Source organism: Limibacter armeniacum (assembly GCF_036880985.1).
Lineage (GTDB): Bacteria > Bacteroidota > Bacteroidia > Cytophagales > Flammeovirgaceae > Limibacter > Limibacter armeniacum.
In genome coordinates this window covers 908,976-933,670 of record NZ_JBAJNO010000009.1, presented here as the reverse complement: position 1 = coordinate 933,670, position 24,695 = coordinate 908,976, and the positions used below count along the sequence as shown (strand labels likewise).

Annotated in this window: 22 protein-coding genes and 1 riboswitch; of the genes, 17 read left to right on the top strand and 5 right to left on the bottom strand. The window is 39.9% G+C overall.

The window, feature by feature from the left end:
* Positions 1-3 precede the first annotated feature (3 nt).
* Positions 4-699: an SDR family oxidoreductase gene (locus V6R21_RS21625; RefSeq protein WP_334245625.1), complete on the top strand. Its 696-nt coding sequence runs from the start codon at positions 4-6 to the stop codon at positions 697-699.
* A gap of 57 nt (positions 700-756) precedes the next feature.
* Here the strand turns inward: V6R21_RS21625 and thiC are convergent, their stop codons facing one another.
* Positions 757-2,622 carry a phosphomethylpyrimidine synthase ThiC gene (gene thiC / locus V6R21_RS21620; protein ID WP_334245624.1) on the bottom strand — a complete coding sequence of 622 codons (1,866 nt, stop codon included), beginning with the start codon at positions 2,620-2,622 and terminating at the stop codon, positions 757-759.
* Between the two features lie 158 nt (positions 2,623-2,780).
* A riboswitch (TPP riboswitch) is annotated at positions 2,781-2,886 on the bottom strand.
* A gap of 417 nt (positions 2,887-3,303) precedes the next feature.
* Here thiC and V6R21_RS21615 point away from each other — a divergent pair.
* On the top strand, positions 3,304-4,935 hold the full coding sequence (locus V6R21_RS21615) for a CAP domain-containing protein (protein ID WP_334245623.1): 1,632 nt from the start codon (positions 3,304-3,306) through the stop codon (positions 4,933-4,935).
* A gap of 133 nt (positions 4,936-5,068) precedes the next feature.
* Positions 5,069-5,416: a hypothetical protein gene (locus V6R21_RS21610; protein WP_334245622.1), complete on the top strand. Its 348-nt coding sequence runs from the start codon at positions 5,069-5,071 to the stop codon at positions 5,414-5,416.
* Between the two features lie 97 nt (positions 5,417-5,513).
* Here V6R21_RS21610 and V6R21_RS21605 read toward each other — a convergent pair whose 3' ends face one another.
* On the bottom strand, positions 5,514-5,951 hold the full coding sequence (locus V6R21_RS21605) for a PaaI family thioesterase (protein ID WP_334245621.1): 438 nt from the start codon (positions 5,949-5,951) through the stop codon (positions 5,514-5,516).
* A gap of 129 nt (positions 5,952-6,080) precedes the next feature.
* Between V6R21_RS21605 and V6R21_RS21600 the strand changes: the two genes are divergently transcribed.
* The 5 genes from V6R21_RS21600 (at position 6,081) to V6R21_RS21580 (ending at position 12,842) form a co-directional block, all read left to right on the top strand.
* On the top strand, positions 6,081-6,845 hold the full coding sequence (locus V6R21_RS21600) for a sterol desaturase family protein (RefSeq protein WP_334245620.1): 765 nt from the start codon (positions 6,081-6,083) through the stop codon (positions 6,843-6,845).
* 94 nt (positions 6,846-6,939) lie between these two features.
* Positions 6,940-7,362: a hypothetical protein gene (locus V6R21_RS21595; RefSeq protein WP_334245619.1), complete on the top strand. Its 423-nt coding sequence runs from the start codon at positions 6,940-6,942 to the stop codon at positions 7,360-7,362.
* A gap of 127 nt (positions 7,363-7,489) precedes the next feature.
* On the top strand, positions 7,490-10,009 hold the full coding sequence (recD2, locus tag V6R21_RS21590; RefSeq protein ID WP_334245618.1) for an SF1B family DNA helicase RecD2: 2,520 nt from the start codon (positions 7,490-7,492) through the stop codon (positions 10,007-10,009).
* A 420-nt stretch (positions 10,010-10,429) separates the two neighbouring features.
* Positions 10,430-11,638: an alpha/beta hydrolase family protein gene (locus V6R21_RS21585; RefSeq protein WP_334245617.1), complete on the top strand. Its 1,209-nt coding sequence runs from the start codon at positions 10,430-10,432 to the stop codon at positions 11,636-11,638.
* Positions 11,639-12,470: 832 nt separating this feature from the next.
* The gene (locus tag V6R21_RS21580; RefSeq protein WP_334245616.1) at positions 12,471-12,842 is read left to right on the top strand and encodes a hypothetical protein; all 372 of its coding nucleotides are present in this window, start codon (positions 12,471-12,473) and stop codon (positions 12,840-12,842) included.
* A 183-nt stretch (positions 12,843-13,025) separates the two neighbouring features.
* Here the strand turns inward: V6R21_RS21580 and purB are convergent, their stop codons facing one another.
* Together purB and V6R21_RS21570 are read right to left on the bottom strand one after the other, a co-directional pair.
* A complete protein-coding gene (purB, locus tag V6R21_RS21575) occupies positions 13,026-14,369 on the bottom strand; it encodes an adenylosuccinate lyase (RefSeq protein WP_334245615.1) in 1,344 nt (447 codons plus the stop codon).
* 133 nt (positions 14,370-14,502) lie between these two features.
* On the bottom strand, positions 14,503-15,597 hold the full coding sequence (locus tag V6R21_RS21570) for a leucine-rich repeat domain-containing protein (protein ID WP_334245614.1): 1,095 nt from the start codon (positions 15,595-15,597) through the stop codon (positions 14,503-14,505).
* A 568-nt stretch (positions 15,598-16,165) separates the two neighbouring features.
* Here V6R21_RS21570 and sufC point away from each other — a divergent pair.
* Both sufC and sufD read left to right on the top strand, forming a co-directional pair.
* Positions 16,166-16,930, top strand: a complete 765-nt coding sequence (sufC, locus tag V6R21_RS21565; RefSeq protein ID WP_334245613.1) for a Fe-S cluster assembly ATPase SufC — start codon at positions 16,166-16,168, stop codon at positions 16,928-16,930.
* Between the two features lie 76 nt (positions 16,931-17,006).
* Entirely contained in the window at positions 17,007-18,320 is a 1,314-nt protein-coding gene (gene sufD, locus V6R21_RS21560) for a Fe-S cluster assembly protein SufD (RefSeq protein ID WP_334245612.1), read from the top strand.
* Positions 18,321-18,359: 39 nt separating this feature from the next.
* On the opposite strand, the gene idi is transcribed toward sufD, so the two are convergent.
* Complete coding sequence (idi, locus tag V6R21_RS21555; RefSeq protein ID WP_334245611.1) at positions 18,360-18,899, bottom strand: isopentenyl-diphosphate Delta-isomerase; 540 nt, start codon at positions 18,897-18,899, stop codon at positions 18,360-18,362.
* A gap of 122 nt (positions 18,900-19,021) precedes the next feature.
* Between idi and V6R21_RS21550 the strand changes: the two genes are divergently transcribed.
* From V6R21_RS21550 to V6R21_RS21520, 7 genes are all read left to right on the top strand, one after another.
* Positions 19,022-19,276, top strand: coding sequence for an autorepressor SdpR family transcription factor (locus tag V6R21_RS21550; RefSeq protein WP_334245610.1), 255 nt, complete (start codon positions 19,022-19,024; stop codon positions 19,274-19,276).
* Between the two features lie 34 nt (positions 19,277-19,310).
* Positions 19,311-19,958, top strand: a complete 648-nt coding sequence (locus V6R21_RS21545; protein WP_334245609.1) for an SdpI family protein — start codon at positions 19,311-19,313, stop codon at positions 19,956-19,958.
* Between the two features lie 102 nt (positions 19,959-20,060).
* Positions 20,061-20,639, top strand: coding sequence for a TetR/AcrR family transcriptional regulator (locus tag V6R21_RS21540; RefSeq protein ID WP_334245608.1), 579 nt, complete (start codon positions 20,061-20,063; stop codon positions 20,637-20,639).
* A 31-nt stretch (positions 20,640-20,670) separates the two neighbouring features.
* Complete coding sequence (locus V6R21_RS21535) at positions 20,671-21,417, top strand: outer membrane lipoprotein-sorting protein (protein ID WP_334245607.1); 747 nt, start codon at positions 20,671-20,673, stop codon at positions 21,415-21,417.
* 10 nt (positions 21,418-21,427) lie between these two features.
* Positions 21,428-22,651 (top strand): ABC transporter permease, encoded by a 1,224-nt coding sequence (locus tag V6R21_RS21530; RefSeq protein WP_334245606.1) that lies wholly within the window; start codon positions 21,428-21,430, stop codon positions 22,649-22,651.
* A 15-nt stretch (positions 22,652-22,666) separates the two neighbouring features.
* Positions 22,667-23,896, top strand: a complete 1,230-nt coding sequence (locus V6R21_RS21525; RefSeq protein ID WP_334245605.1) for an ABC transporter permease — start codon at positions 22,667-22,669, stop codon at positions 23,894-23,896.
* A gap of 98 nt (positions 23,897-23,994) precedes the next feature.
* Positions 23,995-24,684, top strand: coding sequence for an ABC transporter ATP-binding protein (locus tag V6R21_RS21520; protein ID WP_334245604.1), 690 nt, complete (start codon positions 23,995-23,997; stop codon positions 24,682-24,684).
* Positions 24,685-24,695: the final 11 nt, after the last annotated feature.

Genomic DNA, 24,695 nt, shown 5'->3' with positions numbered 1-24,695 from the left:
ATTATGATTGTCGTAACCGGAGGTTCAAAAGGTATTGGTAAAGCCATCGTTCACAGATTTGCCAAAGAAGGACATAATATAGCGGTATGCTCCCGTTCACTTGATACCTTGATGGCACTGAAGAAAGAGGTGGAGGAAACTTATGGCGTTGAAGTATATGTACAATCCTCAGACCTGTCTGTAAAGGAAGATGCAAAAAAGTTTATAGAGTTTGTGCATCGTATTGGACAACCGGTTGACGTATTGGTTAACAATACGGGTGTTTTTATTCCCGGTTCCATTCATGAAGAAGAAGACAGTACTTTTGAGCTGATGATGCATACGAACCTTTTCAGTGCTTATTACATTACGAAAGGTTTTGTCAAGGAAATGATGGAAAGAAAGAAAGGTCATGTCTTCAATATTGCATCAGTGGCAAGCTTTATGGCTTATACCAATGGAGGTACATATGCAATTTCCAAACATGCCATGTTGGGAATGTCCCGTTGTTTGAGAGAAGAGATGAAACCGTATGATGTAAAGGTGACAACAGTAATGCCGGGTGCTACCCGTACGGCAAGCTGGGATGGGGTAGACCTTCCTGAAGAGCGTTTCAGTAAGTCAGAAGATATCGCAGATATTGTATTTGCTTCCTATATTCTTTCTGAAAGGTCAGTGGTAGAAGATATTGTGATACGTCCACAGTTAGGGGATATCTAAGAAATGCAATAAATCAAAACGGTAGTGTGCTATACACTACCGTTTTTTTATTTACACTCAGGAATAAATTTTCCCTCCTTGGTCAATAAACTCTTCGGACTTATCCTGCATTCCTTTTTCAATAGCCTCTTGCGTGTTGAGGTTATTTTGTTCTGCATAATCCCTTACCTCCTGCGTGATTTTCATCGAACAAAAGTGGGGACCACACATAGAACAGAAGTGAGCCAGTTTGGCACCTTCGGCAGGAAGTGTTTCATCATGGTATGATGCTGCTGTCGTTGGATCTAGTGACAGGTTGAACTGATCTCTCCAACGGAATTCAAAGCGTGCTTTGCTCAATGCATCATCACGGTACTGAGTTCCCGGATGTCCTTTGGCTAGGTCGGCAGCATGGGCAGCGATCTTATAAGTAATTACCCCAACTTTTACATCTTCTTTGTTAGGCAAACCTAGATGCTCTTTAGGAGTTACATAGCAAAGCATGGCAGTGCCGTACCAACCAATTTGGGCTGCGCCAATAGCTGAAGTGATATGGTCGTATCCTGGTGCTATATCGGTTGTCAAAGGACCTAACGTATAGAATGGCGCTTCAAAACAATCTGCCAATTGTTTGTCCATATTCTCTTTAATCATATGCATCGGTACGTGACCAGGACCTTCAATCATAACCTGAATGTCATGTTTCCATGCAATTTTGGTTAGTTCACCTAAGGTCTCAAGTTCTGCAAATTGGGCAGCATCATTGGCATCAGCGATTGACCCTGGACGTAAGCCATCACCTAAAGAGAATGCCACATCGTAAGCTTTCATGATCTCACAAATTTCCTCAAAGTGGGTATACAGGAAGTTCTCTTTATGGTGTGCCAAACACCACTTTGCCATGATGGAGCCACCACGTGATACAATGCCTGTAACTCTCTTGGCTGTCAGAGGAATGTAAGCCAGACGGACTCCTGCGTGGATGGTGAAATAATCTACACCTTGCTCAGCCTGCTCTATCAGTGTATCTCTGAACAGCTCCCAAGTCAGGTCTTCAGCTTTGCCGTTAACCTTTTCAAGTGCCTGATAGATAGGCACTGTTCCAACAGGAACGGAAGCATTTCGAATGACCCATTCCCTTGTCTCGTGGATATTTTTTCCTGTAGACAAATCCATAATAGTATCTGCGCCCCATCTAGTTGCCCAAACGGCCTTTTCAACTTCTTCCTCAATGCTTGAAGTCGTGACAGAGTTACCAATGTTTGCATTGATCTTGACCAAAAAGTTTCTGCCAATGATCATAGGCTCTGTTTCAGGGTGGTTGATATTGTTTGGAATAATGGCCCTTCCGGCAGCAATCTCGTTTCTGACAAACTCAGGGGTAATAGGTCCTCTTGGTGTAAATGCCCCAAAACTGTTTCCTTGATGTTGTTGGCTGATTTCCTTGATTTCTTCCAGACGCTGGTTTTCTCTGATGGCTACATATTCCATTTCAGGAGTAATAATGCCTTTTTTTGCATAATGCATTTGGGTTACGTTAACTCCTTGCTTGGCTCTTAGCGGTTTGGAAAGGTACTCAAACCTTAAACTGTCAAGAGAAGAATCATCCAAACGTTCTTTTCCGTAACGGGAAGAGATACCCTGTAATTCCTCCACATCTTCTCTGTCTGTGATCCATGCTTTACGTAACTTGTTCAGCCCTTTTCTTACATCTATGGAGATATTTGGGTCTGTGTAAGGGCCGCTTGTGTCGTATACTGTAACAGCAGGGTTGGGTTCGGTTTTTTTCTTTCCATTTGCTAAGAATGTCACAGAATCTTCCAAAGAAATCTCTCTCATGGCCACCTTGATGTCATGTATTGTGCCTTTTACATACACTTTTTTGGAAGCTGGGAATGGATCACGTGTAATCGTCTGAGAAGACGGGATACGATCTTTGCTCATTGTTTTTGGTTTTGGACTGTATGAGGGGCCAAAGTGTGGCATGAAGGAATAGCTTTTGCCAATAGCTACCGCAACCATACAAGTCGATGAAAAAAAGATAAACGATAAGCTTTAGAGGAATGAATAGACAGGAAGCCAGATATGGGATTTTCCATATCAGTACACTTCCAGCTTTTCCCTACGGCAGTACTAACTGCGTCAGGTTCAAAGGGTAAGTTCTCAGTTCCGACATCATGACGATGTGGAACACCCCTAAAGCGAGCTTAAGTTAACAGAATTTAGATGGAATACGAAAAAAGTACATGGAGGAACTGATATAGCTTATTGCTCTTCATGAGAGGACTACTGATCAGAAGTTATGATTGTTGTTTGAACTTCTTATTGATAATCAGAGGACTGTGTTTAATTATTTTATAATTCTGTTAACATTTTATTTGTTTGGTTAACAACATTGTGGCACAGACTTTGAAAAAGTGGAATCATGCAATCATTAAATAAATAAATCCAATATCTAGATCCTGTTTATTAATATTGCTTCATAACATTGAACATTAGATAGGTGGCTTCTAGCCATACTTAACTTAAATAATTACAATTATAACCAGCGTTTAACCCGTTGAGTAGCCAGCATTGATACCTAATTAAACTCAGCGTCGCTAAACAGCCAACAAACAAAATACAATGAAGAAAACTCTATTATCGATTTCGTGCGTTTGTGCCATGCTGATGGCATTCCCTTCGTGTTCAGAAAATGATGAAACAGAAAAAGGACCTTCAACAGAACTAACTACTCCAGAAGATGGATCAGAAGCTGATACAGGTGATGCCGTAACAGAAGAGGATGGTGTTGCTGGTGGCAGTGACAACAGTGGTTCTGAAACAGACAATGGTGGTTCTGATAATACATCATCAGGCGGAGATTCAAGTACAGACAACGGCGATTCGGGTGATAGTACCGGAACTGACAATGGAGGATCAGATTCTTCAGGAGGAGGTGATACTGGTACAGACAATGGCGGTTCTGATAATACTTCTGGAGGAGATTCAACAACTGTTAATGGTTCTTCAGGTGGTGATACAGATACTGATAACAATACAGACAACGGAGGTGACTCTTCAGGAGGTAGTACAGATAACGGTGGATCAACCGGAGGAAATAATGGCGGTTCTGATAATACAGAGACAGACAACGGTTCTACATCACAGGATTTGCAGGATAATGAATCTGTTGTAAATGGTATTCTGGAAAAAGTAAACTACTACAGAAACCAAGCTGGTCTTCACTCTTTGGTACTGGATGATATTGCCAATAAATATGCGAAAGAGCATAACCTGTATCAAATCTCTCAAGGAAAGATCAGCCATGACTATGCAAGTACTCGTGGAAGCGAGCTGATGTCAGAGCTGAATGGCAATGCTTTTGGTGAAAACGTAGCCTACCACAATTTCCCTTACGAAATTGACCATGCCGCTTATGTAATGGACAACCAATGGATGCAGAGTTCAGGGCACCGTGCCAATATCATGAACAGTAACTTTACGCATATTGGTATCTCTGCCATCAAGGATCCAGCTACTGGAAGGTATTACTTTGTACAGGTATTTGTTAGGGTAAGGGGCTTTGAAGTAACACCTCCTGACAATACTGAAGACAATACAGACGATACAACTGACTCTGGTGATAACACAAACACTGGAGACAATACTAATACAGGGTCTGGTGACAATACTGGTGATAACACGGACTCAGGAGATAACACTGATACTGGTGACAATACTGATACAGGGGAAGATAACACAGACGATACGACTGATTTTGGTGATAACACAAACACTGGAGGAAATACAGGTTCTGGTAATACAGGTGATAATACTGATACTGGCGACAATACATCTACTTCCGAAAACCAGTTGGCAGCAGTAGAGGCTGAAATCCTTCAAATTGTCAATGCACACAGAAAGTCGATTGGATTAGCTGCATTGTCCAGACACTCAGTAATTGACCGTTATGCATTGGAGCATACAGACTACCAGATTGAACAACGAGCGATCAGCCATGATAACTTCTCATCAAGAGCAGCATCACTACGTTCCGAAATTGGTGGATATTGGACTGCTGAAAACGTTGCCTATCATACCAACAGAGGTCTTTCTGATGAAGAAAGAGCGAAGTATGTAATGAACCAATGGTTAAACAGTTCAGGTCATAGAGCAAATATTGAAAGTAGTAATGCAACGCATATTGGAATTACTGCAAAGTATGACCCTTCTACAGGTCGTTACTACTTTACTCAGATTTTCCACAGGTTGTAATCAACTTGTTTATCCTATCTGATTCAGGCGGATGTCAGCTTTTATAGCAGGCATCCGCTTTTTCTATTTCAAGAAAATCTAGTAATATCGTATTTAGAAAGCAGAAAAAGACCAAAACCTTGATAGTGGAATTATGGATAGAGAAAGCGTATTGAAAGAACTGGCTTTAAACCTGAAAGCTGATAGGGTTGATGACAAAAGTATGACAGGGACACTTGATGGGGAAAGTGTGTTGTACTATGTGGCAGATGGACTGAGTATTGCTGAGATAGATGCTATAGTCAGTGGTGCATCAGTAAAGGCAATTCCTTTTTTCGGAGAAGGAGTAAACTCTGAGCTGACGGATCATTGTACCGAAAAATTGGGTTGTTACGGCTACTATACCGCTTATATGCAAGGAGATGACTTGTTCGTTTCGGCTGGTATACATTACAGCAATGCAGATTATTATGACTTTAGGACAGGCAAGCGCTACCAGTAATGGGCTTAGGATTCAAGTATTCCACCTTTTCTTAAATTAATGCAGAGACAGTTGGTAGTGTCTCTGCATTAATTGTTTATAGGAAAGTGAAAATTCCTTATTTGATCTCAATATGGCTTTTAATAAGGTTGCTGCTGGCTTTGGCTAGAAGCTTACCCTCATCGCTGAAAAGTTTCCCTTCGATATGTATGACATGTCTACCCTGACGGATAACTTTTGTACTTACAACAACTTTATCTCCTTCTTTTACAGAAGATAGGTAGTCTACATTTAAGTTAACAGTTGGATAAAAGTGTGTAATGTCCAAAGTATATGAAGTCAGACCGATAGCCTCATCCAGCATAGCACAGATAATGCCTCCATGCAGCATGCCAACAGGGTTAGTCATCTCTTTTTTTACAACATATTCCATAGCGATCTCACCTTGCTCAACCTTTTGCAATTTACCTTGCATCCAGTTTCCCAGCTGAGATGGGCCTTCAAAAAAATCTTTTCCGATTTGGTTGCGAAGAAAGTTCAATCTCTCTTGTGTCATGATAGTTTAGCTTTTTATATTCTGATAGAGAATCATCAAGGCGAATATAAAATATTTGAGCCTTTTACATGACTTCTTGTAAAAAGAAACCCTTGATCAACAGTTTTTGACCTTTTAAACCCAAAACAAATGGAAGAAATACTGGATCGAATGACAAGAGTAACTACCATGCTGTTTTCACGTTATCTGGTGATTTCAGGTGTGGCATTTCTGGTTTGGTATGTGATTTTCAAAAAGAAATGGAGCTTCAAGAAGATTCAAATGGCTTTTCCAAAAAGGAAAGACTATCAGCGTGAGTTGCTTTATTCTGTACTGACAGTACTGGTTTTTGCCATAATCGCAGCCATAAGTATGAGTCCGTGGGTAAAGCCTTATTCTATGCTTTATAAGGATTTGGAAGCTTATCCAATGTGGTATTATATACTTTCTTTCCCATTGGTAATCTTGATACACGACACCTATTTTTATTGGACTCACAGGTTTATGCATCACCCTCGGGTTTTTAAATGGGTTCATTTGGTGCATCACAGGTCAACCAATCCATCTCCTTGGGCTGCATATGCATTTCACCCACTCGAAAGTGTCTTGGAGGGAATGGCATTTTTTGTTATTTTTTTTACAGTTCCAGTCCATATATCGGTGATGTTAGTCTTTCTTTTATTTAACTTCCTTCATAATGTTTATGGACATTTAGGGTACGAACTGATGCCAAAAGCACTGAACAATACCAAAATCGGAAGGTTGGTCAATACTTCGGTTTACCATAACCTGCATCATAAATATTGTAAGGGCAACTATGGTTTGTACTTCACTTTTTGGGATAAATGGATGGGAACATACCACGAAAAAAACCTTGGAACGTTTGATGAAGTAAAGCTTAGAGTGAAACAGTAACACTACCAATAAAACTGCAGCAGAGGCTAGCATATGTTAAGGAGGAAGAATAACAACTAGCGAATACCTATACCTAATTTAACCTGATAAAACAATGAAAGTACGATTGGTTGAAACCCCGTATTTTATAGCAGTCCTAAACAAGAAGCTATGTATTGTCGAGATCTATTGGAAAGAGGAGACAAAAGGGTTTACGGATGAAGTTTACAAAGAGTCATTTTTTCAGCTGGCAGAGTTAATAACCCAACATGAAGTAGGAGCCATATATGTATTGGCTACATTCTTCGAATTTATCATTGGTGTAGATCTTCAGGAGTGGCACGATCAGGTCATTTTCCCTATGTTGGTTAAGGGAGGAGTGAAAAAAATAGCAATTGTAAACTGTTCCGAATTTGTGACTAAGCTTTCCATTGAGCAGATTTTTGAAACCTCAGACTCTCAACAATCATTTAGTACCAATTTCTTTAATAATGAAATTCAAGCAAGAATTTGGCTAATCGATAAGCAATGGGTGTAACCTTAAAGGGGTAACCTGACAGTTGCATTGTATTTTTTTATTATTTTTACTTATAAAGTTCAATAAAAAGTTCCTTTTAGCTTAGAAAAGGAACCATATTATTTTTTAAGTGCAATCTGACCCAAGTATGGAGAAGTTGGTAGGTATTATTCAGCGTGTCACGTTTCATAGTGAAGAGACAGGCTGGTCAGTTTTGAGGGTAAACCCTGTAGGGCGTCCAAATGAACAGGTAACTGTAACTGTGCATCAGGCAAAGGTCTTTGCAGGTGCTACAATGGAATTTGAGGGGGATTGGGTTACCCATCCGAAATATGGTGAGCAGTTTAAGGCTCATAAGCAACTTGAACGAAAGCCCGCTTCTGCTTCAGCGTTGGAAAAGTATTTAGGGTCAGGTTTGATATTTGGGGTAGGGCCTAAAACAGCTAAGAAAATCGTCAAATACTTTGGGCAAGATACACTTCATATTTTTGAGAGTGAGATTGAACGACTGACAGAGGTAAGTGGTATTGCACACGCCAAACTGGATCAGATAAAAGAAGCTTGGCAGGAACACCGCAAGATTAGGGATGTAATGATGTTCTTGCAGCAGTACGGTATCAGTACCTTGTTTGCGGTTAAGATATATCAGCAGTATGGGGATGAAGCCATTCAAGTTGTTTCTGACAATCCTTACAGGTTGTCAAAAGATATTTATGGGATAGGCTTTTTTTCCGCAGACAAGGTGGCTTTGAGTATGGGGTTCGCCAAAGATAGTGTAGAGCGGGTTTCCGCTGCTATAAAGCATGTATTGGCTGCAAGTCGTGAAGAGGGGCATTGCTATCTGACATTGGAACAAATTATCGAAAACGTAAATAGCTTGCTCAAAGATGATTTCACCATTCAGATTGCAGAGTTACTGATCAAACTTGAAAAGGACAATGAATTGCGGACTCGTTTGGATAACGCTGATGATACTGAGGTCAAGTGCTATTACTCCAAGTCACTTTATTATGATGAGGAAATAGTAGGAGTGAAAGTAAAGGAAATGGTAAGCCGAAAGGTCATTGCAGATGAGAATAGAATACGCAATTGGCTTCAACGCTTTAATACACAACAGGAATTCCCTTTAAGTGATGAGCAGTATGAAAGTGTTGTAGGAGTAGTACAACAGGCTTTTTCAATTTTGACCGGTGGGCCAGGCTGTGGCAAGACTACAACTACGAAGACGATTGTCAAGTTATTGTTGGCAATGGGTAAAGAGGTGCTTTTGGCAGCTCCAACAGGTAGAGCAGCTCAAAGGATGGGAGAAGTGATTGGACGTGAAGCTAAAACGATACATCGTTTACTGGAATGGAACCCATCAAAAGGCGCATTTACCAAGGACGAGGAAAATACACTCCATGCAGATTTCATCATAGTGGACGAGTGTTCTATGCTGGATATTTCATTGACAGCATCACTGTTGAAGGCGATACCTGCGAAAGCTCAGGTCTTAATGATAGGAGATGTAGATCAGTTACCTTCAGTTGGAGCAGGGAATGTGTTGAAAGACCTTATTGATAGTGGTACAGTTCCATGTTATGCACTGACTAAGGTGTTCAGGCAGGCACAGGAAAGTTTAATTATCTCGTATGCACATGCCATCAATAAAGGTGTGACACCCAAAGTGGAATCACCCATACATCAACCTACAGTTTGGGAAGATAAAATTGACTGTCTGTTTATAGACGCTGAGGAAGCTAGTGCAGAACAAACAAAGTTTATACGTAAGGTAAGCAAAGTGATGAAGGAGACTGCGGATTCTGGAGCTACTGCCATCTTACAAGAAGCTCCTGGCGCTTATAAAACAGTAGACGCTGAACGAGATTATTACCTTGAAGAAATTTCAGAAAAGGAACTTTCGGAAATAAAGGCTTTGGGGGCGAGGGCATACACTTTTACAATTCCTAAACACTTTGTCGAGGCAGATATCCAAGCACTTATCCGTTCAAAGCATGAAGCTGCGGCACTAAAAACTTTATTGGGTAAGATCCACCCATGGTCGTCTTTACATTATGGCTTTACAGCCTCTGATATGATGTTGCATTTATACGACCAGTCAATTCCTTCAAAATTGGGAACAGATAAGGAAATTCAAATTCTATCTCCCATGACAAGAGGTAGTTTGGGTACCAAGAACTTGAATATACAGATTCAGGCCACTCACAATCCACCAAGCGAAGGAAAAAGGCAATTACAAATTGGTGATAGAATCTTCAGGGAAGGTGATAGAGTCATTCAGCGAAGGAACAATTATGACTTGGAAGTGTTTAACGGTGACATCGGAAAAGTAATTGGCGTAGATACGCAGGATATGTCGGTTTTGGTAGAATTTGGAAAAGGAGATGAACACCGTCATGTGATGTATCAGAAAGATAGCCTAATAGAACTGGATTTGGCGTATGCCATTACTATTCATAAGTCACAGGGCAGTGAGTTTGATGTAGTAGTGATTCCAATCGTTACACAGCACTTTACCATGCTTTACCGTAACCTGATTTATACGGGCTTGACGAGGGCTAAAAAGATGGCAATTTTTGTAGGTACTCGGAAAGCACTCTCCTTGGCTGTCAGGAATATCGATAATAGAAAAAGACAAACTTTCTTGAAGAATTTACTATCAAAATAACAGCAAGCAGCTCTCTGAAGTCCAATCAAGCATAGTCTTTGTGTAAAGCATGTAATGAAAAAAAATATTTTCATTTGCTTTCAAACTAAAATAATGCTCAATTGAATAAAGTCTTACATACAGCTAACATATTGTATAAATACAATCTTCATACTTTTTAAATCTCATAAAGGGTTATTTTTTCCGTTCTATATACACTGTTTAAAAATTACTTACTGGAATATTCAGAATGGCGTTTAAACCTTACCTCTCTAAAACTTAAGGAGAGGAGTGTGTCTAAGATGGTGCTTCTAACATTGAAATGTATCAAGGGTACTGATACATAAAGTATAATCAGCTATGTTCTAAAATGGTAAATACCACTGTCAGTGGTTGTTGCCTGGTAAAATCAATTAAAATCGCTTGTAATTTCATTCAACTATGAAAACATCAATCCGCTTCTGGCTTGTACTGTTATTGTTCATGCCATTTATTCAGTCATGTTCCGATAGTGAAAGTGATCCTGATCCACAACCAGTTGTTGAAAATAAATATCTGGTAAACTTCGAAGAAAGTACTGCCTTATCTTTGTCCTTAGCACAATCGCTTGCTATTCAGGCAGGATACGGTGAGTTTGTCGATTTAGCTAAATACTCTGTGAAAGTATATGTGGTAAATTATAAAACCACTTATAAAGGAAAAGAAATTACAGCATCTGGACTGGTAACAGTACCTGAAACAGATGATGAAGTTCCATTGGCTTTTGTACACAGAGGTACAATTTTTAATAATGCAGATGCTCCAAGTAAAAATCCACTTTCAGCTTATGCTATTCTAGGTACAATGGGCTATATCGCTATGGCACCAGATTTGATCGGATTCGGAACCTCAAAAGATATTCTGCATCCATATTACAATTACGAATATACAGCAAAAGCTTCTACAGATATGATGATGGCTGTAGAAGAGATGATGAGAGAATTGGAAGTGAATTATACAAAACAGCTATATATCACAGGTTACTCTCAAGGTGGATATTCGACAGTTGCTACAATGAAATGGATTGAAACACATCCTGAAGATTTTGATATTGAGATCGCTAGGGTAGCAGCAGGTGCCGGAGGTTTTAATATTAAAGGAGTTATGCAAGATGTATTGCAGGAAGAAACGTATTCTTCTCCTGCTTATTTGGCATTTGTGGTACAGTCATATAATGAAACTCTTTGGGGAGGAAATAATACGAGCCAATACTTTAATACACCTTACGATGCGCAGATCTCTACACTGTTGAATGGTACTAGTGGGCAGTCTGATGTGAATGCAGCTTTACCAAAAGTAGTCAATGAGTTATTTACAGAATCATTTCTTACTGAGTTGGCTGTGGGAGCAGAGTCGGAATTTGTTACTGCTTTACAAGATAATAGTATTGACGATTGGGCCCCTAAGGCACCTTTAAAAATATACCATTGTAAAGCAGATGAGATCTTACCTTGGGAAAACTCAGAACAGACAGTTTTGAAGATGCAGGCAAATGGAGCAACGGATGTAAGCTTTGAGGTAACGGAGGGTGATTCTCATGCTACTGGAGGGAAATTTATGCTAATCAGTGCTGTATATTGGTTACAAGGTTTAGAAGAAGCAAATTATTAACTGTATAGAGTTTTTAAATATCCTCAAAAAGGTCACTGTCTTTTTAGAAAGGCAGTGACTTTTTTGTGTCTTGTTAGTTTGATAATTAGCGATAGGTACTGTGTTTTGAAAAGTACCCAATAATAGAAAAGGTCATTCACTTGAGATATAGGGACCATTAAAGCAATGTTGAGACTTCAAATGTATAGGCCTTGTCGTCACAAGGAAGATAGAAGCTTTGAAAGATTGCTGGCGTTGCTGTTTTTTATTTTGATGTATGGGATTTGTTATTTCATATAACTTGTTGAATAGTAGGTGGTTTTGTTGTGTGTAGAAGTGTTAGTCGTATGTGAAATGTTATGTAGATTATTTTTTGAGATTTTACAAAGTGAGATGTCTTGTGTCACTTAATTTAGTTTTTTAAATAATTTTTAGAAAATATTGACATAATCCGTTCTATTTCTTTGAGAATTTATTGTCATTCTTGAATTGTTAATGGTCTTATGGGATAAGTGAATAACATTTCACCCACATTAAAGTAGTGTGTTTGGTGTTGTGTAATTGTGAAATCATTAATTCAAAATGACTAGAGGACGAGCTTGATACATGTATAAGATGGAATAAGAAATGTAATCCACTAGAGGATAATTAGTTTCACTAAAAGTGTGCTCAGTACTGGCTAGTGAATTTCATTTTAATAAAAAAAAGTCGCTGATATAATTGCATTTAAAAAAATATAGATAAATTGTATATGAAGGGATTGCGGATAACACATAGAATATTGTTATTATCGCACTTCATTCAAATTTTCATTTATACATCAAATTGTTTTCTATTAAACCAATTAGCTAAAATGGTACAAGAGGAATTAAAAGAAACATTAAAAGGAATGAGTGTAGAGCAACTTGAAGAACACAAGGATGCTTTATCAAAGGCCATGGCACTCATGTCGAATGACGAAAAGTCAGCAATGAAAACTAAAATTAAAGCAATCAATGATATGATTGCTTCTAAGTGGATCTTTGCTGTTGACTACAGCGTAGTAGATAAAAACTGGGTAGACACACAGTGTGAGAAAAACTCTCTGGATCCTGTAAAAGACATTGCGAAGATTCTTAGTATGAATACGACACAATGGAAGAAGATGTATGAGGACGTAGACAAAGGAATCAGTACACCAAGACAGCAAACACTTTACTTTATGTTTAAGCTATTGGAAAGCTAATTTCTACTTTCCTGCAATCTACTGGTGATTGCTTATTTATAAGCAATTAACAAAGTATATAGAATCCCTCTTATCAGACATAAAACTGATTTGAGGGATTTTTAATTGAAAGCATAAATGTGAAAACAAAAAAAGCCGACAGTATTAAACTGTCGGCTTTTGGTTTTAAGGTCAGAATTTGAATCAGATACCTGTGTAGTTGTAAGGAGTAATCTGACGCAATTCTTCTTTTATTTCTTCCGAAACATCAAGCGTCTCAATAAAAGCTTTAATAGACTGCTCTGTGATTGCTTCGTTTGTACGAGTAAGCGCTTTCAGTGCTTCATAAGGCTTAGGATAGTTTTCTCTTCTAAGTACCGTCTGAATAGCTTCAGCAGTTACTGCCCAGTTATCTTCCAGGTCTTGTCTTACTTGTGACTCGTCCAGTTGAAGCTTATTCAAGCCTTTCATAAGTGACTGAAGGGCAATCACTGTGTGGCCTACAGGTACGCCTACGTTTCTTAGTACAGTAGAGTCTGTAAGGTCTCTCTGAAGCCTTGAAATAGGCAGTTTAGCTGATAGGTGCTCAAAGATCGCGTTGGCAATACCCAAGTTCCCTTCTGCATTCTCAAAATCAATTGGATTGACTTTGTGTGGCATGGCAGATGAACCAACTTCGTTCTTGTTGATCTTCTGCTTGAAATATTTCATAGATACATACTGCCAAATATCTCTTGACATATCGATCAGGATTGTATTGATGCGCTTGTATGCATCAAACATGGCAGCAAGGTTGTCGTAGTTCTCAATCTGTGTAGTATATTGTGAACGTTTTAGGTTCAGGATACCTTCCACAAAATGGTTACCGAATGCTCTCCAGTCTTGCTCAGGGTATGCTACTTTGTGAGCGTTGAAGTTACCTGTAGCACCGCCGAACTTAGCCGCGTAAGGAACTTCTTTCAATTGCTTGAATTGCTCTTGCAAGCGGTAAACAAATACTTTGATTTCTTTGCCAAGGCGAGTAGGAGAGGCAGGTTGTCCGTGAGTCAGTGCCAGCATTGGAATGTTTTTCCATTCTTCAGCAAGCGCATTCAGTTTGTTGATTACTTCTTCAATCATTGGGAATACGGTCATCACGTTACCGTTTTTCAATGAAAGAGGGATAGAAGTGTTATTGATGTCCTGAGAAGTCAGACCGAAGTGAATGAATTCTTTGTACTGTCCGATACCCAACTCATCAAATTTTTCTTTGATAAAGTATTCCACAGATTTTACATCGTGGTTGGTTACTTTTTCAAATTCCTTCACTTTCTGAGCGTCAGCTTCAGTAAAGTTTTCGTAAATGTCCTTCAGTTTCAAGTAGAGAGATTTGTCAAATCCTTCCAATTGTGGAAGCGGCAGCTCACACAATGCAATAAAGTATTCAACTTCTACCCAAACCCTGTAGCGGATCAGAGCATATTCAGAGTAGTATTCAGCCAGTTTGGCGGTTTTGCTTCTGTATCGGCCATCAATGGGCGATACGGCTGTCAGTTCATTCAACAACATTTCCCGAAAGTTTTTTTGATTTGCAGAAATGAAAAAAAGGTCTGACGTCTTGTGTCAGACCCTATTTTGCTGCAAAAATATAACTTTTGATTAATGGATGTTGTAAATGGGTGATTTTTTCCTTCCAACTGGTCTAGAAAAAATCAGTTTCGATATCAGGATGGCTGTCCTGATACGATTTGATTTCTTGTTTATCGATGTTTGAATCACGGAAATACAAAACAGTCAGGGAAGGAAGCTGCTCAATTGGTTTCAGTGATTTTACTTTAGACTCTGTGAAAATCAGAATACTAAGCTTTGGAAGATTCTTTAAAGCTGAAATGTCTTCAACAGGAGTGCCTGAGAATGTCAGTTCATAAAGTTGTTCCTTTCCTTGGAGTGGCCCAAGGTTTTCAATTCCAGTATTTGAAAGATAAAGTGTAGTCAGTGCATTGAGTTTAGCCAAAGAAGAAAGATCTTCAATTTTATTCTCACTGATATTTAAATACTGAAGGTACTTCATCTTTCTAATTGGAGAAAGGTCTGTTACAGCAGTTTTCTGAATATGAAGCTGTTCCATAGATTTTAGCTTCTTGATTGGGCTCAGGTCTGCTACCTTAGTGAATGAAAACTTTAGAACCTTCAGCTTTTTTAGTTTTGAGAAAGCTTCCAGAGATTCAATTTTAGTGTTTTCCAGCGATAAGACTTCCAGTTTGGAGAAATGATTAATTGATTCCCAATCAGTAAATGCTGTGTTTTCAAATAGGTCAATCAAAGTCAAATCACTAAGAGACTTAATCGGTGCCAAAGAATTGATACTTGTTCCTGACAGGTATAGTTCTTTCAATGTTGGAGATTGGACAAGAGGGGTCAGGTCTTTCACTTTGCTATATGAAAGCACTAGTTTTTTTATTGAATGACCTGCAATTGGCTCCAAGTCTTTTACATAAGTGTAAGAACAGTCAATTTCTTCAAGATTGGAAAGAGGGCGTAGCGGCTCTAGCGAGTTGATAAATCGCTCGTCTCCAAAATCATCAATGCCAGCGCAATTGATGGCTGTAAGTGTTTGTATAGAGTCAAGACCAGCTTCAGTCATGTCACCTTCCTGCCACATCAGTTGGTTTTTGAAACATTCTTTCCATTGCGAAGAAAGTCCGTTCCACCAGTCCATGCTTATCGTTTCCTGTGCAAGAAGTTGTTGAGAGCACAATAGTGCTATCAGTAGTAAGAATGTACCTTTTGTTCTCATTTCTATATAGATTATATCTTTTTAGCTTATTAAGGGACTCTATTTCTTATACGAAATACAGTTTTTTATAGTATTCAAGGCGACTTTTCATTTGCGAGACACGAATAGGTTACTAGTGTCCCTGTGTTTTGTTTAGGTAAGGGTGAAGGTTGTTTTACATGAGTTGATAATTGGTTTTGTTCTAAGAAAATTCTGTATTAAAGATAGCAAAATACTCTTTCCTTATTGAAAAATACAATACTGTGCCAATTTGCTAACGGTTGAACTTATTTTTATACAATTTATTGAGAGTATCGTCATGTGAATTTTGTTCTATAGTAGACATGAAAGGCTGTATAGTCGTGAATAAATGCAAACTGTACCTAGGCTATCGTACCCTTACAGGCAGAAAGCGAGAACAATCCTTTAATCTTCTTTCTATTTGAAAAAAATCTAAATAAATTTGCGGGTCGAAAAACAACCCACTGTGTTTGTGGGTTATTCGAATAGTTTATGGTAAGATTCTTAGAGGTTAGTTTCTAGAATTACCACCATTCTTATTAGAAATAATAAAACTTTCACATACAGAATGCTTAAGATAAATAACTTACAGGCGTCTATCGAGGACAAGGAGATTTTGAGAGGTATTAACCTTGAAGTAAAACCAGGAGAAGTACACGCAATCATGGGCCCTAACGGTTCAGGTAAAAGTACTCTGGCTTCTGTGCTAGCTGGCAGAGAGGAATACGAAGTAACTGGGGGCGATGTTGATTTCCTTGGTGAGGACCTTTTGGATATGGCACCTGAGGAAAGAGCACAGAATGGCTTGTTCCTGGCATTCCAGTACCCAGTGGAAATCCCAGGTGTGAGCAACACAAACTTCCTGAGAACTGCTGTTAATGAAGTAAGAAAAGCTAGAGGTGAAGAGCCTTACGATGCGGTAACTTTCCTGAAGGAAATGAAAGAGAAGATGAAGATTGTAAACATCGACCCTTCTCTGATGAACCGTTCATTGAACGAAGGTTTCTCTGGTGGTGAGAAGAAGAGAAATGAGATCTTCCACATGGCAATGCTTCAGCCTAAGCTGGCGATCCTTGATGAGACTGACTCAGGTCTTGACATTGATGCCCTTAAAGTGGTTGCGAACGGTGTAAACTCACTGAGAGACAAAGAAAGATCGTTTGTGGTAGTGACACACTATCAGCGTCTGCTTGACTATATCGTTCCTGATTTTGTTCACGTACTTTACAAAGGTCGTATCGTGAAGTCTGGTACGAAAGAATTGGCTCTTGAACTGGAAGAAAAAGGCTACGACTGGATTATCAAGGAAGTAGAAGAGCAAGAGTCTAAGTAAGCAGCAGACTGGATACGTGGTCGTTCGGATGGACCGTTCGGCGTAGAGCATCACTCGAATAAACTACTCAATAAGCATGAATAAAGTATATGCCGATGCAGCACTGAAAAGTGATGCACTTAAGCATTTTGAAATAACATCAGCGGAAGGGCAGTCACCTTTGCAAGCAGCTAGAAAGGCAGCTGCAGAAGTGTTGGCTTCTGTTGATTTCCCTTCTACTAAAGACGAGGAGTGGAAATATACCAACGTAAAGAAACTGGTATCAAAGGCGTTCAATTTTGACCTGCAAGGCACTGTCACAGAAGCACAGCTTGCTGAAGCACAGATTGAAGGTCTTGAAGCGAACAAGCTTGTATTTGTAAATGGTCAATACAACGAGGCGCTGTCAAATATTGTTGAGCAGGATAAGGTTGTAGTTAGCACATTGAGTGCAGCTGCTGAAAACAATGCTCAGCTGGTAGCAACTCACTTTGGCAAGTACGCAGTTCAGGAAGAGCAGCCTTTCACAGCGCTGAACACAGCTTTGGCTGCTGATGGGGTTTTTGTTCACGTACCAAGAAGTAAGGTGCTGGAGTTGCCTGTATTTATCCTGAATGTGGTAGATACAACAGCTGGCGATGTAATTGCACAACCTCGTAACCTGATTGTGGTGGAGGAAAATGCACAAGCTACGTTGATTGAAAACAGCATTACAATTGGTGAAAATACTGGCTTTGTAAATGCAGTAACTGAGATCGTAGTGGAGACACGTGCCGTTGTCGATCATTACAAGATTCAGACTGAAGGAGAAAATGCATTCCATGTATCGACTTCTCATACAAAGCAGGCTGACAATAGCAATTACAGCAATACGACAATCACTACAGGAGGTAAGATGATTCGCAATAACCTGAATATCGATTTGGGTGAGCACTGTGAAGCTTACATGAATGGTCTTTACTTCTTGGATGGTAAGTCACATGCAGATAATCATACTACTGTTGACCACCAAAAGCCTAACTCATACTCAAACGAGCTTTACAAGGGCTTGTTGGATGGGAATTCTACTGGTGTATTCAACGGTAAGATCTACGTGAGAGAAGGAGCGCAGAAAACAAATGCCTTCCAATCAAACAAAAACATTCTGCTTTCAGAGCATGCCAATGTGGACACTAAACCACAGCTGGAAATTTGGGCAGATGATGTGAGTTGTTCTCATGGCTGTACAGTTGGTGCTTTGGATGAAGATCCTTTGTTCTACCTGAGAGCTAGAGGTATATCAGAAGAGAAAGCGAGAGCTTTGCTGATGTTTGCCTTCGCTGGTGATGTACTTGAGAAAATCAAGGTGCCGGCACTGAAGAGCTACATTGAGAAGATTATTGCAGCACGTTTGAATTACGAGCTGATCTAATAAAAAAGCGGAAGACCTTAAAAATCTTCCGCTTTTATTTTATCCAAAAATCCGTCTTTTAAGGACAGTGTCTTCTTCTATCTTGCCAACAATAATCTTGAACCAACTGGTAAAAGTCTCAGGTTGGTCTGCTATTCTTGCTATAAGCTTATCCCACGTAACCCACTCATAGGTTTCGGCTTCAGATGGATTAGGCTTTGGCTCCTTGTCATAAGTTCCCCAAAGAACATGATCCAATTCATACTCAACCAATCCGTTGTTGAACTCGGTTCTGTAAATAAAATGATAAAGTAGCTCCAAGTCACAGGAAAACCCCATTTCTTCCTGAAGTCTTTGCTGAGCTGATACTACCATATTTTCCTCATCAGGTGACGGATGACTGCAACAGGTATTGGTCCATAAACCACCTGAATGATATTTGTCTTTGGCTCTTTTTTGTAGCAGCAATTGTTTTTGGCTGTTGAAAACCATCACAGAAAATGCCCTGTGAAGATCTCCATCCTTGTGTGCTTTCAGTTTTTCTTTGTAGCCAATCACTTCGTCCTGATCGTTGACCAGTATGACATTGATTTCCCCCATTTTACACTAAAGTGGTTAAGATAATTGTTCGTAGATATTGAAAAAATACCAAAAATATCTCTTTTAACTATAACTATAATGATTTAGTTTCGTAATTAGACAATTAGATAAACATCTAAATAATGAAAGATTTATTCAGGGCTTTAAATGATGAAACAAGAAGGGAAATTTTGGAACTGCTGAAGGAGCAAGATATGACGGCAGGAGAAATTGCTAATCACTTCCATATCAGCAAACCAAGTATCTCTCACCACCTTTCCCTGTTGAAGCAGGCTGGCTTGGTGGTTAACTACAGGAATGGTCAGTTTATCCATTACTCACTGAATATGACAGTGCTGGATGAGTTGATGAGCTGGTTGTTAGGCTTTAAAAAATAAAAATATTGTTGCTACATAAAACCCCAAGAATGACATGAAATCTGAATTAAAGAATGAGCTGCTATTGATAATGATAGCCATCTTCCCACTTTTGTATTTGTTGGGTGTATGGGAGTTAATTCCAGATAAAGTGCCTTTACATTGGAACCTTAGTGGAGAGGCTGATCGGTATGGTGACAGAATGGAACTTTTCTATTTGGTGATAGGACTACCAACATTTATTTATGTGTTGATGATGGTTGTCAGGAAGATTGACCCAAGGAAAAAGAACTATGAGATATTCAAGCTGACTTATGAGAAAATCCGCCTTCTGATGGGGTTGACTATGTCGGTAATTTGCTGTGTGATTATTTACGCTGCAATAGGAGAGAAAAGTCCTGCTGGAATTTTAAGTAAGGTCTTGTTTGTGATGATAGCACTTATGGGAAATTATATGGGCACTATTCGTCCTAACTTTTTTATTGGCATCAGAACGCCTTGGACGTTGGCAAGTGATACTGTTTGGAAGAAAACACACAGACTGGCTGGTAAATTATGGTTTTGGGCAGGGGTTTTAGGTTTAGGCATTAGCTTTTTATTGCCTCCAAATTATGCCATGCAGTTTTGTATAGTCGTCTTACTGGTGGTGGCTTTTATACCTGTGGGGTATTCCTATTATATTTTCAGAGAAGAAAAAGCTTAAGATTTTCAACCGTTCCGAAAGGGACGGTTATTTTTTTTCTTTTTTATTGACCGATTGGTCAATTGATTCGTATAATTGTATAAAACCAAGTAATTACAGGATATGCCGAAAACAAAAGAGCAGTTTGCAGAGATGAGAGAACAGACTAAAAAACGTCTGATGGAAGTAGGGTTGGAGCTGTTTGCTGAACAGGGTTTTTACAGTACGTCAATCAGTAAAATAGCCAAAGAGGCTGGAATGGCGAAAGGTGCCATGTATCACTACTTTGAGAGCAAGGATGAGCTTTTGAAGAGTATCATTGAAATGGGAATGGCTGAAATGGGAGAAATGATGGCAGTCTTGGAAATGCCAATGCCAGCCAAGGAAAAACTGGAGAAGGTGATCAGGATGACAGTAAAGATGGTGGAAGAGCAGCCAAGACTATGGAAGCTGTTGTCTTCACTGATGTTACAAACCCATCAGTCGCCATTGGTGACAGCATTGGTGAAGCCTATGGAGCAAAAGGGAACAGAACTCTTTGTTATTATGCTTTCCGAATTGGGAATAGAAAATCCGAAGGAAGAGGCTTATGTGTTGGCTGGGGCTATTGACGGTATCCTGTTTCACTACATTATGGCTTGGGAAAGGGGAAATCCTTATCCGATGGAATCGGTCCTGAACCAATTGATTTCAAGATATTGATCATATATAACCAATTAATGAGACAGTGAATATGAAAAAACAAAGCTTAATCATTTGCTTCCTTTTGTGTTTGAGTATTTCGTTACATGCTCAGGATGCCAAGGAAATTATCAGAAAATCCAATGACCTTCTGAATGGCAAGACCAGCAAAGTAACCATGACCATGAACATTGTCCGCCCTGAATGGAAACGCTCCATGACCATGAAAAGCTGGTCAAAGGGAACAGAGTACTTCTTGGTATTGGTTACGGCTCCTGCCAAAGATCGGGGGACAAGTTCATTAAAACGTGGTAATGAGCTTTGGAATTGGATGCCTTCCATTGAGCGGACCATCAAGGTTTCTCCTTCTATGATGTCACAGTCTTGGATGGGGTCTGACTTTACCAATGATGACCTATTGAATGCTTCCTCTATTGTGGATGACTATACGCATGATATTGTGGCTGAAGAAAAAGTGAACGGCTATGACTGCTGGAAAATTCAACTGACACCAAAGGAGGATGCAGCCGTGGTTTGGAGTAAGGTATTTATGTGGATCAGCAAGGAGGGCTACTGGCAGCTGAAATCCGAAAATTATGATGAGGATGATTATCTGGTCAATACCATGAATGCATATGATATCAAGCAGTTGGGTGATCGAAAAATTCCTTCAAGGATGGAGATGATTCCTGCTGATGAGGAAGGCAACAAGACAGTGCTGATTTATCAGGAGGCAGAGTTTGATACCCCAATTCCAGACAGCTTTTTCTCTATGCAAAACATGAAGCGTGTACGCTAAACCCAAAACCATGAACAAACATATTATCATACTGGCTTGGAGAAATATATGGCGCAGCAAGCGCAGAACCATTATTACAGCCATGTCCATATTTTTTGCAGTGCTGATGGCGGTACTGATGCGTTCCATGCAGTTGGGAAGTTATGATTTGATGATTGACAATGCTGTACACTTCTATTCTGGCTATATGCAGGTACATGATAGTGGCTATTGGGAGAATAAGTCGATCAACAGGTTACTGGAAGATACACCAGCGCTTAGGAACAAGATACAGTCAGCTGAAGGTGTAGAAAGCCTTTTTCCAAGATTGGAAACCTATGCACTTACGGCATCTATCGACAAGACTAGAGGAGCGATGGTAATGGGAATAGCGGCAGATGCAGAAAATGCTTTCAGTAACTTAAAGGAAAAGGTCAGCAAAGGTCAGTACCTGACGGATTCATCTAAGGGAGTCATGATTTCAAAAGGGCTTTCAGACTACTTGGAACTGGGACTTCAGGATACCATTGTACTGATCGGACAAGGATATCACGGAGTGAATGCGGCTGCCAAATATCCTATCTCAGGCATTATATCGCATCCTAATCCCCAAATGGACAAAGGGTTGATTTATATGCCTATCAGTTTAGCACAGCAGTTTGTAGGTGCGCCGAATATGGCAACTTCTTATGTATTGAATATTCATGACAGGGGAGAGATCAGTAAGATCAGGCAAGAACTGTCCGCATCATTGGGAGGTGAGTTTGAGGTAATGTCTTGGGATGATATGCAGCCAGAACTGGTACAGATGATTGAGTCTGATAGCAGCGGAGGTATCATTATGCTTTTTATTCTTTATACCGTTATCGCATTTGGCATTTTCGGAACCATCATGATGATGACACTGGAACGTAAACGGGAATTTGGTGTATTGGTGGCTGTCGGTATGTACAAAACCTCTTTGGGCATCTTGGTAGCATTGGAATCGTTGTTAATTGGTTTCTTGGGATTGGTTGCTGGGTTTCTCTTCAGTTTGCCACTCCTATGGTACTTGCATAACCACCCAATACCACTTTCAGGAGATACGGCAGAAGCCATGCTTAAAATGGGGGTAGAACCGATCTTACCCTTCTCTATGGATAATGGGATCTTTCTAATGCAGGCAATTATCGTGATAGCAATTATGCTGCTATGTCTGGCTTACCCACTTTTCAAGATAACCCTTATTAAACCCGCAGATGCCGTTAGGCTATAATTAAAACACATAACTATGTTTAAGAATACAGATATGCTGGCAAAACTCTCATGGCGGAATGTATGGCGTAATAAGCCAAGAAGCATTCTGATCATGTTTGGTATTGCCTTTGGAATAGCGGCAGGTGTTTTTGCGCTTGCCATGTCCAACGGAATTGTTCAGCAGCGGCTTCGGGAAGCCATTGAAACAGAAACTTCCCACATTCAGATTCATACGCCTGATTTTATAGAAGAACAACGTCTGAAGGCTTTTCTGCCTAATGAAAGTCAGGTGACAGGTGTATTGGAGAAAAACAAGGTGGAAGCATTCTCAGAGCGTACTGTCGTGTCAGGGATGTTGGCATCTGCCAATGGGAATGCCGGTGTGCAGATCAATGGTATAGTACCAGAGGATGAAGTAAAGGTGACCATTATCCACCAAAAGTTATTGGAAGGAGATTATTTCAAAAAACACAAAAAGAATTCTGTATTGATCAGTGCCGAAACAGCCCGAAAAATGAAGTTGAAGCTTCGCTCAAAGGTGGTGCTGACTATGCAGGATATCAATGGGGAATTGGTGGGAGGTGCTTTCAGGGTTGTTGGCATATTCAAGACGAATAATACGGCTTATGATAAGGGAAATGTATTTGTGCTGAGAAATGACCTTCAAAGATTGGTTGTATTGCCTGAAATTCATGAAGTAGCTATCAAGGTCAGCGATGTGGAGCAGGTGCCTATGCTTGTCTCACAACTGAAAGCGGAATTGCCAAGCCTGAAAGTACAGAGCTGGAAAGAAGTGCAACCCGAGCTGGCTTACTTCAGTGAATCAACGGTCCTCACCAACATGATTGTATTGGGAATCATTATGGTGGCTTTGGCATTCGGTATTCTAAATACCATGCTGATGGCGATTTTTGAGCGGGTGCAGGAGATTGGAGTATTGATGGCAGTGGGCATGGCGCGTTGGCGTATCTTCCTGATGATTGTCTTGGAGACTGTCTACTTGGGGATAGTAGGTGGTGTGGTTGGTAGTGTAGTCAGTTACTTGTTGGTCACTTTCTATAACCATAAGGGAATAGACCTTTCTCAGTTTTCACAAGGTTTCAACGCGATCGGTTTTGGCAGTATGGTGTATCCTGAAGTAGGAAATGATCTTTATATCGTCATAGGTTTCCTTGTTGTGATTACAGCATTGCTGGCATCAATTTACCCTGCACGAAAGGCATTGTCTTTAAAACCCAATGAAGCTATTCGAGGGCACGCCTAGTGGGGCACGCCTAGTGGGGCACGCCTAGTGGGACACGCCTAGTGGGGCTCACTTTATAAAGTGGAATCAATTCAACCATAACCTAAAAGTTTAATCAGATGATAAAAGTAACAGACTTATATAAAACCTATATGCAAGGTCAGGTACCTGTACATGCAGTAAATGGAGTAAATCTTGAGTTCAAGAAAGGAGAGTTTACAGCTATTGTAGGACCTTCAGGTTGTGGCAAGACAACATTGCTCAATATGTTGGGCGGAATTGACAGTCCAAGCTCAGGAAAGATCGAAGTGGATGGTATCAGCCTGACAGAATTACCTTCCAGTGAGTTGATTGCTTTCCGAAGAGATAATATTGGATTTGTGTTTCAGGATTATTCCTTGCTACCAGTCTTAACTGCCAAGGAAAATGTAGAGTTCGTGATGCAACTACAGGGCAGAAGTGATAAGGAATGCGAAGCTAGAGCTACCAGTCTGTTGCAGGAAGTTGGATTGGGAGAAAAACTGGATAGTCGACCATCCAAACTTTCTGGCGGACAGCAGCAGCGTGTGGCAGTGGCAAGGGCATTGGCGCCAAAACCGAAATTTGTATTGGCTGATGAACCAACGGCCAATCTGGATTCCAAATCGACAGCGGACTTGCTTGATATTATGGAAAGGCTGAACAAGGAAGAAGGTATCACCTTTATATTTTCTACTCATGACCAAAGAGTGATTGACAAGGCACATAGAATTGTCAAACTGGAAGACGGGAAAGTAGTGGAAGATATCAAGGCTATGTCAGTCCAATAAATCACTAACAG